Consider the following 14,418-nt stretch of genomic DNA (forward strand, 5'->3'; position numbering starts at 1 on the left):
CAAAATTGACGAAATGGTAATGACACCAAAGATGAAAGGCTACTTGGATCGTATCGAAAGTAAATTAGCTTTAGGAAAACTACTGGCGACGTCAGTTGCATCAAGCCAATTTATTGAGCTTTTCTCTGGCCGAATGAGTGTAGGAAAACGTCTTAAAGCTATTTCTGAACATGGTTGGAATTTGTTTGGTGAGGTAATGATGTATTCTCACATCATTACTAAAAATGAAGTCAACAAGGTTGCGGATGAAGCACGACTTTTTTCTAGTGGTAAAGAAGCTAAATTTTGGGGGCGTGTCTACGATGCTACGCGCTAGTGTTATTCTCTCAGGCTTGATCGCTTTTAGTGCTAATGCCTCAATTGAAGATGCTTTTGAGCAATTAAATACGCAGACAGCTATTTGTCAGCAGAACGAAACCTCACTCAAAACCGTTGAAGATAACTGGTTGCTATCTTTAGATGATTACTCTTTAAAAATTGCGTTGCTAATGCTTAAAGATTCAGCTTTAAGAAAATGCGTAGCGGAGCAAGAAAAAGAATATTTGTATGAAATTTACCTTGTGTACCAACAAACAGGTAATCGTCAACCGTTAGATGCTTACTTAGGCTTGATGGAGAACCGTGTGATTTCACTCCATCATGAGATTGTGACAGAAGAATTTCTTGATGAAATAAAGCGTCTATCTAGTACTGATCTGTTTTCAAATACATTCGATGTTTTGGATGAATTTAAAAAGATAAGAAGTGAATGATTGTCCGAACCTCCTAGAGGTCTAAACCATTTCATATATTACCCTCAAGGCCCTTAACTGTTTAGTTGGGGGCTTTCTTGATACTGTCTCGCATAAGTCGTCTCAGCGATTCTTTATGTTTTACATGTTCTATATGCTGTACATGTTCGAGCTCTGGACTTATACTTGTCCCATTATATGTACATGTGGAGGTTCTATGAGAATCGTATCTTTTACGGAAGCAAGAAATGGTCTGAAAGCGGTTTTAGACAGTGTTGTTAATGACGCCGATACGACGGTCATTACTCGCCGTGATTCAGAAGACGCTGTTGTGATGTCACTAGAGTACTACAACAGCTTAATGGAGACTGTCCATTTGCTTCGTTCGCCTAAAAATGCTGAGCATTTGAATCGCTCTATAGAGCAGTATCGAGCTGGCAAAACAACGGCGCGAGAGCTAATTGATGAGTAATGGCCAACGCCTATTATCCTGGACAGACGAAGCCTGGGAAAATTATCTCTATTGGCAAACTCAAGATAAGAAAACCTTAAAGCGCATCAATAAGCTTATTAATGATGTAAAGCGCTCACCATTTGAAGGAATTGGTAAGCCAGAACCTTTAAAAGAAAACTTAGCGGGCTTTTGGTCACGCCGTATTGATGATACCAACCGATTGGTTTACGCCGTTGATGACCATGCTATCACCATACTATCCTGCCGCTATCACTACTGAACTAGATATTATCTCTTACCATTGTGATTCTACTGATTCTTACTAAATAGGGCTCTTTCACTCTTAGTTAGAGCCTTTCGTTATTTTCTCCTGTCCCAAGATTTCATTACACCACGCAATGGCACGTCAACGTCACGAAATTCGCACTCACCTCACCCGGCTGCGAGGTTTTTCGATCACTTTTTTTTCAGTTTTGTTGTTACGAAAAATCTGGCTATTTGTATAGGGCTCGTAATCCGTTGAGAGCCCTATATTATTGGGCTGTAGAGTAGGGTACCCATTTCAATTTACCCTCTAGATAGGGTTCTAAAAAATTTCAATCATTTCAGTTTTTTTCAGTCAATTGAAAAAATGAAGATCTCTAAAGATCTGTTTGTCTTTCTTAACTCTATGAAAAATAAGAGTTCCATGATTTTTCGTGGCTTTTGGGATGATCTTGTTAGTGTAGTGAATGATCTGCATAAAATGCTAAGAACCATTGAGTGGCAGGGGTTGTAGAAGAGTTCGAGTCCAAAAACATTTTTTCAAAATGTTTCGATGTTTTTGTCATGGTATATCTTATGCGCTGACTCAGTTTTGCCTCAGAGCTTCACAGAATTACCTTTCATCTTAGAGTCAAACGTTACAGTTTAACCTAGTACAGTGATTCTAGGGAGCTGAGTCTAGGTGCACCATTTTTGCAAGCTGACTTCAATCTCTTGTCATAATCAATAAATAATTAGTTAATATCACTAATTATTTGGTTAAATTTAAACTCAGGGGTTTGGTATTATGTATAAAACTTTTCTAAAAAATGAGGTTCAGTTTGGCTAGAATTGGAATGTGCGATATCAACAATCTAAAGCTCAGTAAAAATAGTATGCGAGCAGTTGGCGATATCAAAGATACTCTCGAAAGGGGTACTCTACTTGAGGGGATACTCGCTGCGACTCCTTTTTATTCGATATTCGCGACTCCTAGTGTCACTAAGTCTCCTTTTGAGACAATGATAACCATACGCGAACATGATTGGGATACGTTTATCTCTGCTATGAGTTCAGCAAATAAATTCGTTCGAAGAAATGTCTTTATGATAGCCAACGAACAAGAATTGTATTCATATGGTGAAGAAAGAAAGTTTTGGAGTTGTGTAAGTGAAGCCGCTAAATAAATTCTTTTCTATAATGTGCGTAGCGTTATTCGTGACAGCTTGCGCTCAAACGCAAGTGACCAGTGAAAATGCCGCAAAAGCGTGGGATGAACGATACAACGAATGTGTCGATTTCGCTGAGGCCAACACTGTTCCATTCCCTACCAATGAATGGTTCGATTCGCTTAGTTTTGAGGACAAACGCTCTGTGATTGGTTACGTCTACAATTATAACCAAAACCTGTGTACGCAAGATGAAATCGCTCAGCTTAAAGCTGCTATTGCTCAAGATGACAATAAACAGATAGCGTTTGAATATCAGGAAGTAATCACTCCATTAGATGAGTTGGCAGCGAACCGAATGCAGGGTATCAACAAACAGGAAGTCATGAAAATACAGCACAAATTGCAAAAGCCTTTCAGTTTGCGCTATGTACTCACCACACTTGATCTCTACCAAAACAACTGAAACTAAATCATTTCACAAGTATCAATTTTTGATTACTCTGATCATCAAATAAGCACATTAAGACATTGGATTGTAAAGTAACGTAGTTACTTTACAATCCAAAATCGCTTTCGTCCAAAAGTGAGTTTGCCACACTCCCTTTGGATAGACATGTTGATCGAGTCGATAACTCTATGGACCCACTACCAAACCGTTGGGGCCATAAATGTACTAACTGTGGCCAACAAGGGTATTTCCCTTTTGCATACCCTTACATCAAATATAAGAACCAACAGTTCGTGCTAGAGAAGCACATTGTCAAAGTGGATCCTAAGCCGCCGTATTTTATCTAATTTATATCTGTCGCCACTTAATCGCCATTGTTATTGGGTTTTAAGATAAGATATTGATTTTATTAAGTTTAATCATCTACAAATAAATCCACGCGTTTCATTTTATTCCTCAGGCATGTTGAAGAGTCAGAGTCTATCCGAAAGGCGATGAATGGCAAGTGAGAATAAGGTACACTTGGCGCCGTTTTTTGTGGTGAACCTGTTTAGGCAAACGTTATGCACCCATCCTTAAAGTATATTCAAGGCTATCCCCCAACAATTATCGAGCAGGTTAGTCGTTTAATTGAAAGTGATCAACTGAGTGTCTGGTTTGAGCGTAAATATCCAGAGACACACCAAATTCAAAGTGAAAAAGCGTTATTTGAATACACCATGGCGATTAAAAATCGTTACATGAGAAAGAGCTCCCCGCTTAGTAAAGCGATTTATGATAGTAAAATTCACTTAATTCATAATGCTCTGGGACTACATACTTATGCGACGAAAGTACACGGCAATAAAATTAAAAGTAAGAATGAAATCCGTATTGCGAGTGTATTTAAAAAAGCACCTGAACCGTTATTGCGGATGCTGGTGGTCCATGAGTTAGCCCATATTAAAGAGAAACAGCACGATAAAGCCTTTTATCAACTGTGTTGCCATATGCTGCCTGACTATCATCAGCTTGAGCTTGATGCTCGGTTATTTTTGATTTGTCAGGAATTGAATGAGGAAAGATCATGACTCAACGTTCACCGCAAGCTACTTCTCAAAGCGCTTCCGCGCCGCTGAAATGGACGGTGATCAAGTCAAAGCCGGGCCTTCATGCACGTAATCTTCATCAAGGGCGCTATGACTTCTCCGTTTTGGTCAAAGAGCTTCCTGAACTTAAAGCTCACATCATCACCACACCGAAAGGGGAGTCAAGTATTGATTTTGCAAATTCCCAATCGGTAATTTTGCTGAATAAAGCACTACTCAAACATTATTATGGTGTTACAGAGTGGCAAATTCCTTCAGGTTTTTTGTGTCCGCCTATCCCTGGGCGCGCCGATTATATTCACCGACTGGCTGACGTTTTAACTTCGGAGTGTAAAGGGCTCAAGCACGGTTTAATTAACGCGTTGGATATTGGTGTTGGTGCTAATTGTATCTATCCCATCGTTGGTGTTCGTGCTTATGGTTGGCGCTATGTGGGCAGCGATATTGACCCTATATCGGTCGAAAACGCGCAGCGAATCGTTGAGCGAAACTCACGGCTTAAGGGACAGATTGAATGCAGGTTGCAAAGTGACCGCACTTCGATGTTTGCCAATGTTATTCGCCCTGGGGAGTTTTATGATGTTACGACCTGTAACCCTCCTTTTCACCGCTCAGAACAGGAAGCGGCACAAGGCAGTGAACGTAAACAACGTAATTTGGCGGCGAATAAAGTCAAACGGCGAGGAACATCTGCAACAGAGGCAAAAAATACGACTCTGAATTTCGGAGGCCAAAAAGCAGAGCTATGGTGTCCGGGCGGAGAAGCCACTTTTGTTAAGCAGATGGCGACAGAGAGCCGATTGTACGCTCAGCAAGTGGCATGGTTTTCAACACTTCTATCAAAAAAGGAGAACGTTCGCTGGTTGAAAAAACAGTTACAATCGGTAGGGGCTGTTGAAGCGAAAGTCGTTGAAATGCAACAGGGGCAAAAAGTCAGTCGCTTCGTGGCATGGACGTTTAAAACGCCTGAGCAGCGTCATCAATGGTTCAAGTATAAGTGCTAAACTTATTGATGATATTTAGTTCCATTGAGGAGGGCGTATGGAATTTGAAATCTATATGCCTTGTGAGCCCGATTGGATCTGCTCAAGCTTTCTATGGTTATTCGCCGGGTTATTCATACTAGGCTTATTTGCCTTCATACGAATTATATTTTTAGAGTATCGCTCGATTCAACGTCGACATCGTGTTCGTCGTCGGCGACAAACTCATTATTCAAAGCGGCGTTAACCAAGAGCATCATCGCTGTGTAGTATTTATCGGCGCCATGATACGTAAGATATGTTTTGAGTTGCTGCTCGGCCTGCGAAATGCGTTGATGTTGAATCAGTAAAGCAATCCAGTGTTGCCAAGCGCGAATTTGCCTTGGGTCATGTTTCACGCTTTGCGCGAAGTAGGTCATGGCATTTGTGTCGTGATGTGCTTTTAATGCACAAAGCCCCATATTTTCATAACTGGTCGCAACGGATACGTAGTCACGCTGCTTGATCGCTTTTAACAACCAGCGCTGTGCGTGTTGATAATCCTTTTTGTGACATAAAAACGTACCATAGTTATTCATCACATCACCGTTATTTGGGTGATCCTTGAGCGTCTGCAAATAAAGGCTTTCTGCACGTTCTAACTCATTGACTTGGGTATAATAATGAGCAAGAGCTAACTGAGTATGTAGGTAGCGAGGAGCATGATTTTGGGCGACAAGTAAATTTTGCCAAGCTTTGGTGTGATCGCCTTGTTTTAAATAGGCAAGTCCTAGTGCGATACGCGCGTTTGCTTTGTTTTCTCGCTCTGCGTTTTCAGCGCTCGACACATTTGCGCAGCCAGTATTCAGCAGCATAGTCATGATAAATAGCGCAATGTGGCGCATAGACACTCCTCATTTCAAACCGCTTTATCTTAACTGGTGCTTAGCTGCTCACGATCAGCCAATATGTATGGTTGCGAGTCAACGTGACGGTATACTCTGCAAAATAAAAGGCCGCAGTTTGCGACCTTTGGAGTGACAACACAGTTTTATCTCAAACTTCTTAATCGTCTTTTGTGAAATTCGATTCGCTGAAATGATCGAGATCGTATGGCGTTTGCTGATAAACGCAGTAGTTAAGCCAGTTGGCAAATAGCAAATGCCCATGGCTACGCCAAGTCGCACTTGGTGGGTTATCCGGGTTGTCATTTTGGTAGTAATTGACCGGAATGTTTGGCTCCATGCCCTCACCAAGATCGCGAACATATTCGTTATGCAGTGTATTGGCATCATATTCTGGATGGCCTGTCACAAACACATTACGTTTATCTTTGGTTGCGGCTAGGTATACGCCAGCGACATCTGAGGTAGCAAGAATATCTAAGTCCGTATTCTCCGCCAGAAACTCAGGTGAGAAATCCGCGTAGCGCGAGTGTGGGGCTAAAAAAGTGTCGTCAAAGCCGCGCAAAATAGGATGAAATTGATGCTGGATTTGATGATGATATACACCAGATAACTTTTCTTTTAGTGTGCGTTTGGGCAAGTTATACAGGAGCTTTAAGCCTGCTTGAGCAGCCCAACAAACATACAGCGTCGAGGTGACGTGGTCTTTCGCCCAATTCATAATGGTTTTGAGATGATCCCAATAGAGGACGTCTTCAAATTGAACTAAGCCAAGCGGTGCTCCCGTAATGATCAAGCCGTCGAAATTGCGATGCTCGATAGTTTGAAACTGGCGGTAGAAGGTGTTGAGGTGCTCTTCGGGCGTATTTTTGCTTGGACGATCATCGATACGTAACAACTCGATATCCAGTTGAAGTGGCGAGTTCGACAATAAGCGTAAAAACTGCGTTTCCGTCTCAATTTTCTTTGGCATTAGATTCAAGATCAAAATCTTCAAAGGACGGATGCCCTGAGTCAAAGCGCGAGACTCTGACATCACAAAGATATTTTCTTGGCGCAGCACATCGGTGGCTGGCAATTGATCAGGAATTTTAATCGGCACAACTTGCTCCCTAAGTAGTCTAGACGTCTATACCTCCAAACTTAGCGTAAAGTTCAAAGGATGTCGATAGCTTATCGCGGTCTTTTTACGTTATTATGCACGCCCTTAAAGCAATATAAGTGCGCTATGAGATTAACGCTAACATTGATTCGCGGCTTGCCGGGCTCGGGTAAAAGTACATTAGCTCGCTCTATGGGTATCCCACACTATGAAGCGGATATGTACTTTATTGATAACCAAGGGTGTTATCATTTTCGCCCAGATAAGCTTGAGCAAGCACATCATTGGTGCCGACAGCAAACTCAGCAAAGCCTGGCGCGTGGAGAAAGTGTCGTCGTCGCTAATACGTTTGTGCGTCGCTGGGAAATCGCACCCTATGCCAAACTCGCTAAGCGTTTCGGTGCACAATTAGATGTTATCGAATGCCATGAACAGTACCCCAATATTCATGGCGTTAGTGACAAAACCATTCAATCAATGAAAAAACGGTGGCAATCATGGCCAAACGCTCGCCAGTCATAGAAATGACGTCATATGGTATTTACACCCAATGGGACTCGAATTCAAAACATCTTCCGAAAATTCAAGATTTTACGACCGATGTGACGGCTGATATCGACATCGAGTTTGGTTTTGTGGTGAACATAAAAAAAGCCAAGGGTGTTGTGATTGAATACTGTATTGAACATCCCGGTATTTTGAGCAAGCGCGGGGAGTTACTGGAACCATTTACCGGTGAGATTCATGTTGGAAGTAACGATTGGGATTTCTATCTTGGTGATACCATCTGGGAACCGATTGAGGATAAACTTGGAAAGTGGCGCATGTCGTTGACCATGAACGGACGCGTGATTGCAGAAAAAGTCTTCCACGTTTGCGCGTGCGACGAAAGCCAATTTTGGAAACGCCGCGGGTTTTAGCCAACATGGCTGCCTAGGCGGGATTCGGCTCTACGCTTAACAAGTGTTTTAACGTTGAAATATCAATGGGATGGCTAAACAGATACCCTTGTAACAGTGGGACGTTTACCTGTTTCAAATACTCAGCTTGCAGGCTTTGTTCAACACCTTCAGCGATGATTTTTACTCCTAAACGGTGGCCCAAATCGACAATGGTATTGAGAACCGGCGTGTTGACGGTGTCTAGGCCAATGCTATCAATAAAGCATTTATCAATTTTCAAATAATCAAACTGGGTTTGTTGAATCACGGAGAGTGAGGTATGCCCAGTCCCAAAATCATCAATGGCTATTGCTACGCCATGATTTCGCAACACTTTAAGGGTTTCTCTGCCCGTATGGTCGAGTACTTGACGCTCTGTAATCTCAACCGTTAAGGTAAAGCCTAAGGCTTCAAAAGCGTTGGCGTACTCAACCAATTTATCGATGTTATTTGGGTGGTGAAGATATTGTGGCGCGACATTGACCCCAAGGTGCAACGCAGGCTGCGCACTCAATGCTGTGCGGTCAATTTGTTTTAAGTTGTGTAAACTCTCTTCAAGTACAAGATCGGTAATTTTATTTACTAAGTTTTGCTGCTCGGCCAAAGGGACAAAAATATCCGGACGGACCAAGTTCATATCCGGGTGCTTCCATCTCACTAAGGCTTCGATTCCTTCAATCTCATTGTTGTCACTGTTCACGATGGGTTGATACATGACAAACAACTCGCGGCGTTGAATACCTTTGCGTAAGTCATAAGCCAAACTGTGGCGTTGATGATAGCGATGGTTAGCGATGAGCAAAGCAAACGAAATCATCAGCGAAACGAGAATGCAAAAGAAGGCGGCGTATGAGGCGCGGCGAAATACATAGTTACTGTTGGCGTTGAGCAGCACCGAGTAGTTGTAGCGCTCAGAGTGTTCTAGTTGCGAAAATGTCGCCTCATGATATGGATTTTCCTTTGGAAAGGTTTTGTCACCCAGTTTAAAAGTGACGTAACTCACTTGATCGCTGGCGATTGGGCCTAGGCGGTCAATCAGATAGTTTTTGTCTACCAGGGCAAGTGCGCCAGTCCCTTTAGGGCTGTGGTCCATGACAACCAAGGTTCTTTGGTGTGGGTCGTCATTATTATCATAGAAAAATATGGATGACTGCGCTTGAGTTTGCTGGTCGAGAATAGGGCTGATATTGGAAATGACCATACCGCGTTTCGAGGAGCATACCGCCATATCATCGCTTAGTAAGATAAGTTCTCGTAGTGGGCTCGCATCTAACATGCTTTCTCGAATTGTCATGCAGTCGTCATTATTTTCAATCGCTTGCTGGTTTTCTTCATGCAATTGAGTAATAACGTCATCCATACGGTTTAGGTACGTCTGCGCTTTCGATTGAAGGTTATGAGTGACACTATCATAAGTTATGTATAGAGATGCAGGCATCACAATGACTAGAGGTATCAATAAAAAAGCCAAAAGTGACTTGGTACCCGTGCCAAGCGATGCAAACAGAGATTGAGAAACCATTGTTTTCGCTCGTTGCCTATGTATACAAAACGGAACACATATTTGTGAGCGATAGATGTTAACGAAAACTGACGATAAATGAATGGATGTCAGAAGGTTATGACAAAAATTTAACCGCAATCAGTGCACAGAGCGAAATTGCCGCTTTAGTTGTAAATATGCCAATATTCCCCAAAAACTCACCAAAGTCCAAAGAATGATATAAGGTAATGCAATTTGTCTCCACTCTGAGCCCATTTGATTGAGGCGCAGTAATCCAGTGATCGCCGAGGTACTAGGGAAAAATTGGGAAGCGATCACGATAAAGTTAGGGATGGATTCAACTGGCCAAATAAATCCTGCGCTAAAAATTAATGGCATCGAACTCACTAATACAACCACCGTGACCAACTCACGCCTTGGTGTGAGTGCCCCCAACCAAATACCTATGAAGCTTGATGCGAGGAAAAATGGCAAAATGAAGGTAATAAGTTCGGAAATACTAGCCAGCCGATTAACGTCAAGCGCTGCAAAGCGTGACCCAAAATAAAACATCGCCAGCACATAATAAATACACACGAAGACGAAGCTGCGAACTGCCATCAACTTGATGGGAGAGGTGTTTCGCCAGTAACCATCATTATTTCGTTGTGTGCCCACCATCAGCCCGGTCGCCATCACTAAAGTCTGCTGCAAAATCAGAACAAAAACCGCAGGAACAACATAGTCTAAGTACCCCATTTGTGGGTTAAAGGTTGGCTTTAAGTTTAGGGTTGTTGGGGCGTACTGCTGACGGGCCCTTTCAAGCGGGACTCCATCATTCAGTAGGCGAGTGACTTTAGCCTGAGCCGCTAGTGTCCCGCCTGCTTTGGCTAATCCTTCAACCACGGTTCCATAGACTAAAAAGTACGACGCATCACCAGCATAAGATAGGGTTGGGCTACTCCCTAACATCAAGTGTTTATAAAAGTCTTTGGGAATAACAAGTAAGCCACTGATCTCCCCATCTAAGAATGATTGTTTTGCACGCGCAATCGAGTGCATTCGTTTGATAACCTGCACTTGTGGCGTGGCATCAACCATACGCTCAAGATGATAGCTCGTCGCGGTTTGATCCAGATTGACGATCGCTATTTTTTGTTGTTGAGGTGTTTGCTGCTGATAGGGCAGAGGATAGAGCAAAGAGTAAAACACAACACCGCCGAACACGGTTAATACCACGACAGGGTTTGCAAATATCGCTTTGAATTCCAGCTTAATTAATGTCCAGAAGCTCATCGTGCTTTTTCCTGCTTAGTCCGTTGCCAAGTAATCAGCAGTGATATCAATAATAACGGGAGGCTATACCCCAGCATGGGAATCAACTTGTGCAATGTCGATATTAAATCTGCGCCATAACTGCTTTGCGCGACCTGCACCTGAATATAATGACTGACGGGTAACAAGCTTCGCCAAAATTGAGCAAGTGGCCCCATGTCGGTAACGGGAAATGTGATACCCATAAATGCAAAACTGGGCGCAGTAAAAGCGCCAGCAAAACTCATGGCTCTCGCGGTATCAAGCGTTAAAAAGTAGAAAAAGGCCCCCATGATCATACACGCTATGGCTGTGAACCACTGCGCCAAAATGACCAAAGCGAATTGACCATGAAATGGCCAATGTTCAACACCGTAAAACCAAGCCAAAAATAATGCGCCATGTAACGCATATATAGGGAAGTAGGGCGCTATAGTTGTGACAACGTGACGCAATGGTTTTGGCCCCAACCAGCATGCTAGTGATTGATGCTGATGGTTGGCCGCTAGAATCATAATGGTCACCACCACCATCATGATCTGCCACAGTGCTGGTACGATGGCAGTGACCAAAAACTGCGCATAGTTGGAATTGAGGTTAAACAGAGGGGTAATTTGAGTCTGAATGGGTACCGCCTGTGCCATGGCACCTGATAGAGTTTGGCTTCCTTGTGATAGGCCACTCAATGTTTCAATTTGTGCGTTAAAGGTCGCATGCGCTTGTGTGAGGGCCGAGTTTATCAGTTTTCCCACCAATACATATTGACTGTTGTAAAACGCAGACACTTGCGGAGATAGGCCTTTTACCGTGTCTTTTTCAAAATCGACAGGAATAACCAGATAGGCATAAATATCACCTTCGATAAGCGCTTGTTTGGCAGACGAAACATCATTCGGCATCTGAGTAACGTTCATCGTAGGACTGGCATTCACGTTGCGCACCAATTGTTGAGATAGGCGACTGTGATTTAAGTCAACGACCCCAACTGGCAAATTATGTGCAATACCGGCACTGAATATTGCCCAGATTGATAGAGACAACATCACCGGTAACCAAGTTAAGCACGCCAATAGCCATTTATCGTGGCGGACAATGTGCCACTGCTGAGTGAAACTTGCGGTCATGTTACAGTTCAACCGCCACGCTCATACCCATACGCAAAGCTTGTTCATTCTGGGTTGGGCGCGCTTCGACTTCGAATGTGCGTAAATCAAAGCCTTGGGATGAATCGGTAGAGCGCCAAGTGGCAAAATCGCCCATTGGCGCAATATGCGTCACTTTGAATTCAATGTTTTTGTCAAGTGCAGGAACAAACGCTTGAAAGGTATGACCTTTTTTAAACTGCATTAAATGATCTTCACGGACATTGAATACTGCCCATGAATCCTCACGATCAACAACGGTGACCACAGGAAAACCTTGCGGCGCTAATTCTCCACTTTGTAACAACACCTGAGAAACCTCGCCCTCAAACCAACTCTCGATTTGTGTATCTTGTGCATACGCTTCAACTTCCGCAACGGCACCCGCTGCCATGCGTTCTTTTTCTGAAGCGGCTTGTTTCTCTTCATCACGTGTCCCTTCTTGCGCCATTTGATACATCTGGTAAGCCGCGCTTTCCGTGTACTTTGCCGCTTCCCACTGGGTTTTCGCTTCATCGCGCTTTTGTTCTGCCACGACCCCATCCTGATAAAGGTTGTTCACCCGCAGGTAGGTTTTCTCTCTGAGGTCGGTGGCCGCTTTCGCTTTAAGCCATTGATCTTTTGCCGCTTGAACTTGTTGCTGGCGGGCTCCTTGTTGTGCTTCTTGAGCAAGGGCCCCCGCGGCGGCTTTATTCGCTTGAGCTTGTTGGAGTTTTGCTTCAATTTCAGGGCTGTGAAGAGTGAAAATGAGTTGTCCCGTTTGGACTTGATCGCCTTTACGTACAAAGACTTTATCAATACGTCCAGCCACTTTTGACGAGATGCTGTATTGCTGGGACTCAATTTGCCCTTGAATTTTTATAGGCTGCGGTTGATAAGCTTGGTAGAAACTCCATCCAATCCAAGCAACCAAGATAAGGCTAAATACACTAAGTAAGGTGACTTTAAGCGATTTCATTGTAATTCCTTAATGTGTAGATGTTGGCTGATAGGCGGTTGAACGGATTTGATATTGAGCGAAGTCGTTCATATTGCTCGAAAGAGCGAGTAATCGTGAAAGTGCCGTTACGTAATGAAACTTTGCGGTTGCTTGCTGTGTTTTGACGCTTGCTAGATTGAGTTCTGCATCAACCACATCGGTGGACGTCGATAACCCTTGCGAAAATGCCTTTTGACGTAACCTTAGGTTCTCTTTGGCTAAGCGCAGGCTAGAGGTGAGACCACTCACTTCTTCTTGTGCTTGTTGTGCTTGGTAGTAGGTTTTTTGTACCAATACGTTGAGGTCTTGTTTCGCTTGAGCACGTTTATGTCGAACTTGAAGTACCGCGCTGTGCGCGGCGGCAAGGTTATCTCCCCGCCCGGAATTATCAATTAGCGGGATACTAACACCGATGCCCACCAGCCAATCTGGCTTAAGTTGACTGGCTAGGGAGTCATCTTCGTACAAGCTGTAATCCCCATATAGGTAGACATTTGGGTAATACTTACCTTTCTCGGCTTTTATAAGACTTTGTGCTTGTTTTTCTTTTGCATCGAGCAAAGCCAGCCCAGGATAGGTGTTTAAAGTTTGGGTCACAAAGGTGTCGATTGCCGGAAGGTGATCATTGGTAAAAAGTGAGTCACCGGGTTCAACCATCACATTTTGATTTAATATTTGAGTGAGCGCATTTTGGGCGATTTTTAGATTATTCCGGGCTTTCTTTTGTTCAATGGTCGCTCGGTCGAGGGCGGATTCAGCTTGCAAGCGTTCAACTCGAGCGATTTGTCCTTGCTGTTCAAGCTTTAATGCATTCTCATAATGGCGGTTTAAGCCTTTTACCACTAAGTTACGTGTCTGAAGGACATCTTGTGCAAGTAACACACTGAAATAGTATTTGCTCAAATCTTCAAATCGCGCTTGTGTTTCCATCGCCAGTTGGCTTTGTGCTTCTTGCGTTTGACCTGTTGCTGCCGATTGCGCAGCACTAATTCGACCGCCAGTGAAAATTGGCCACATGGCGCGTATTGACGAGCTGAAAATATCCCGCTCTGTGATGGTTGACGTGAGATCGCCAAGCCCGCTGATTACCGCGCCTAAATCGGATGCTGCAACACTCGGTGGCAAGGTGATGTTCGCGCCCGTACTGTTGACAATCTGACGCCCCGACAACGTCACATCCTGATCCAAATAGGTGTAATTGGCGCCCACCGTTATTGATGGCCAGTTACGTGCAGAACTCGCCTCTTGCAGATGTTGATAGCGATCAACGTTAGCGCGTTCAGCCGCTAAGGAGTTATTGTCTTGTTGCACTATTTCCCAAGCTTGGGGAAAGCTAATGGTTGCCGCATTTATGCTAGGCGCTATCGCACCAAAACAACCGATAAGAACCAAAAGTTGTCGCATTAACCTACCTAATGGCTGAAAATGATTAGAGTATATGCTCTAAAAAATAC

The 14,418-nt window shown here is 43.6% G+C and carries 17 protein-coding genes; 10 read left to right on the forward strand and 7 right to left on the reverse strand.

The window, feature by feature from the left end:
• Window positions 1-19 precede the first annotated feature (19 nt).
• From M1D72_RS14165 to rlmF, 8 genes are all read left to right on the forward strand, one after another.
• Entirely contained in the window at window positions 20-316 is a 297-nt protein-coding gene (locus tag M1D72_RS14165) for a hypothetical protein (RefSeq protein ID WP_456297322.1), read from the forward strand.
• A complete protein-coding gene (locus tag M1D72_RS14170) occupies window positions 303-752 on the forward strand; it encodes a hypothetical protein (RefSeq protein WP_456297323.1) in 450 nt (149 codons plus the stop codon). The genes M1D72_RS14165 and M1D72_RS14170 overlap by 14 nt, the downstream gene beginning before the upstream one ends.
• Window positions 753-948: 196 nt before the next feature.
• Entirely contained in the window at window positions 949-1,203 is a 255-nt protein-coding gene (locus M1D72_RS14175) for a type II toxin-antitoxin system Phd/YefM family antitoxin (protein WP_456297324.1), read from the forward strand.
• The gene (locus M1D72_RS14180) at window positions 1,196-1,465 is read left to right on the forward strand and encodes a Txe/YoeB family addiction module toxin (protein WP_390193011.1); all 270 of its coding nucleotides are present in this window, start codon (window positions 1,196-1,198) and stop codon (window positions 1,463-1,465) included. The genes M1D72_RS14175 and M1D72_RS14180 overlap by 8 nt, the downstream gene beginning before the upstream one ends.
• 805 nt (window positions 1,466-2,270) lie before the next feature.
• The gene (locus M1D72_RS14185; protein ID WP_456297325.1) at window positions 2,271-2,615 is read left to right on the forward strand and encodes a hypothetical protein; all 345 of its coding nucleotides are present in this window, start codon (window positions 2,271-2,273) and stop codon (window positions 2,613-2,615) included.
• Window positions 2,616-2,646: 31 nt separating this feature from the next.
• On the forward strand, window positions 2,647-3,063 hold the full coding sequence (locus M1D72_RS14190) for a hypothetical protein (protein WP_456297326.1): 417 nt from the start codon (window positions 2,647-2,649) through the stop codon (window positions 3,061-3,063).
• A gap of 548 nt (window positions 3,064-3,611) precedes the next feature.
• The gene (locus tag M1D72_RS14195) at window positions 3,612-4,118 is read left to right on the forward strand and encodes a M48 metallopeptidase family protein (RefSeq protein WP_456297327.1); all 507 of its coding nucleotides are present in this window, start codon (window positions 3,612-3,614) and stop codon (window positions 4,116-4,118) included.
• A complete protein-coding gene (gene rlmF / locus M1D72_RS14200; RefSeq protein ID WP_456297328.1) occupies window positions 4,115-5,140 on the forward strand; it encodes a 23S rRNA (adenine(1618)-N(6))-methyltransferase RlmF in 1,026 nt (341 codons plus the stop codon). Before M1D72_RS14195 ends, rlmF begins: the two co-directional genes overlap by 4 nt.
• Before the next feature lie 143 nt (window positions 5,141-5,283).
• Here the strand turns inward: rlmF and pilW are convergent, their stop codons facing one another.
• Window positions 5,284-6,003, reverse strand: a complete 720-nt coding sequence (gene pilW, locus M1D72_RS14205; RefSeq protein ID WP_456297329.1) for a type IV pilus biogenesis/stability protein PilW — start codon at window positions 6,001-6,003, stop codon at window positions 5,284-5,286.
• 160 nt (window positions 6,004-6,163) lie between these two features.
• The gene (gene metA / locus M1D72_RS14210) at window positions 6,164-7,105 is read right to left on the reverse strand and encodes a homoserine O-succinyltransferase MetA (protein WP_456297330.1); all 942 of its coding nucleotides are present in this window, start codon (window positions 7,103-7,105) and stop codon (window positions 6,164-6,166) included.
• Window positions 7,106-7,231: 126 nt separating this feature from the next.
• Here metA and M1D72_RS14215 point away from each other — a divergent pair, with 126 nt between their 5' ends.
• Both M1D72_RS14215 and M1D72_RS14220 read left to right on the forward strand, forming a co-directional pair.
• A complete protein-coding gene (locus M1D72_RS14215) occupies window positions 7,232-7,627 on the forward strand; it encodes an AAA family ATPase (protein ID WP_390190032.1) in 396 nt (131 codons plus the stop codon).
• Entirely contained in the window at window positions 7,603-8,025 is a 423-nt protein-coding gene (locus tag M1D72_RS14220) for a DUF3859 domain-containing protein (protein ID WP_456297331.1), read from the forward strand. The genes M1D72_RS14215 and M1D72_RS14220 overlap by 25 nt, the downstream gene beginning before the upstream one ends.
• 13 nt (window positions 8,026-8,038) lie before the next feature.
• Here M1D72_RS14220 and M1D72_RS14225 read toward each other — a convergent pair whose 3' ends face one another.
• The 5 genes from M1D72_RS14225 to M1D72_RS14245 form a co-directional block, all read right to left on the reverse strand.
• Window positions 8,039-9,568, reverse strand: coding sequence for an EAL domain-containing protein (locus M1D72_RS14225; protein WP_456297332.1), 1,530 nt, complete (start codon window positions 9,566-9,568; stop codon window positions 8,039-8,041).
• 120 nt (window positions 9,569-9,688) lie between these two features.
• Entirely contained in the window at window positions 9,689-10,825 is a 1,137-nt protein-coding gene (locus tag M1D72_RS14230; protein ID WP_456297333.1) for an ABC transporter permease, read from the reverse strand.
• Window positions 10,822-11,967 carry an ABC transporter permease gene (locus M1D72_RS14235; RefSeq protein WP_456297334.1) on the reverse strand — a complete coding sequence of 382 codons (1,146 nt, stop codon included), beginning with the start codon at window positions 11,965-11,967 and terminating at the stop codon, window positions 10,822-10,824. The genes M1D72_RS14230 and M1D72_RS14235 overlap by 4 nt, the downstream gene beginning before the upstream one ends.
• Before the next feature lies 1 nt (window position 11,968).
• The gene (locus M1D72_RS14240; RefSeq protein WP_456297335.1) at window positions 11,969-12,943 is read right to left on the reverse strand and encodes an HlyD family secretion protein; all 975 of its coding nucleotides are present in this window, start codon (window positions 12,941-12,943) and stop codon (window positions 11,969-11,971) included.
• Window positions 12,944-12,952: 9 nt separating this feature from the next.
• Window positions 12,953-14,368 carry a TolC family protein gene (locus M1D72_RS14245; RefSeq protein ID WP_456297336.1) on the reverse strand — a complete coding sequence of 472 codons (1,416 nt, stop codon included), beginning with the start codon at window positions 14,366-14,368 and terminating at the stop codon, window positions 12,953-12,955.
• Window positions 14,369-14,418: the final 50 nt, after the last annotated feature.

It is taken from the genome of Vibrio sp. AK197, assembly GCF_053903115.1.

Excerpts from the sequence above, each read along its gene's own strand:
- M1D72_RS14175 (WP_456297324.1), top strand. The coding sequence starts at position 949 with ATGAGAATCGTATCTTTTACGGAAGCAAGAAATGGTCTGAAAGCGGTT.
- pilW (WP_456297329.1), bottom strand. The coding sequence starts at position 6,003 with ATGCGCCACATTGCGCTATTTATCATGACTATGCTGCTGAATACTGGC.
- M1D72_RS14170 (WP_456297323.1), top strand. The coding sequence starts at position 303 with ATGCTACGCGCTAGTGTTATTCTCTCAGGCTTGATCGCTTTTAGTGCT.
- M1D72_RS14225 (WP_456297332.1), bottom strand. The coding sequence starts at position 9,568 with ATGGTTTCTCAATCTCTGTTTGCATCGCTTGGCACGGGTACCAAGTCA.
- M1D72_RS14240 (WP_456297335.1), bottom strand. The coding sequence starts at position 12,943 with ATGAAATCGCTTAAAGTCACCTTACTTAGTGTATTTAGCCTTATCTTG.
- M1D72_RS14195 (WP_456297327.1), top strand. The coding sequence starts at position 3,612 with ATGCACCCATCCTTAAAGTATATTCAAGGCTATCCCCCAACAATTATC.
- M1D72_RS14220 (WP_456297331.1), top strand. The coding sequence starts at position 7,603 with ATGGCCAAACGCTCGCCAGTCATAGAAATGACGTCATATGGTATTTAC.
- M1D72_RS14215 (WP_390190032.1), top strand. The coding sequence starts at position 7,232 with ATGAGATTAACGCTAACATTGATTCGCGGCTTGCCGGGCTCGGGTAAA.
- M1D72_RS14230 (WP_456297333.1), bottom strand. The coding sequence starts at position 10,825 with ATGAGCTTCTGGACATTAATTAAGCTGGAATTCAAAGCGATATTTGCA.
- M1D72_RS14245 (WP_456297336.1), bottom strand. The coding sequence starts at position 14,368 with ATGCGACAACTTTTGGTTCTTATCGGTTGTTTTGGTGCGATAGCGCCT.
- M1D72_RS14180 (WP_390193011.1), top strand. The coding sequence starts at position 1,196 with ATGAGTAATGGCCAACGCCTATTATCCTGGACAGACGAAGCCTGGGAA.
- rlmF (WP_456297328.1), top strand. The coding sequence starts at position 4,115 with ATGACTCAACGTTCACCGCAAGCTACTTCTCAAAGCGCTTCCGCGCCG.
- M1D72_RS14235 (WP_456297334.1), bottom strand. The coding sequence starts at position 11,967 with ATGACCGCAAGTTTCACTCAGCAGTGGCACATTGTCCGCCACGATAAA.
- M1D72_RS14165 (WP_456297322.1), top strand. The coding sequence starts at position 20 with ATGACACCAAAGATGAAAGGCTACTTGGATCGTATCGAAAGTAAATTA.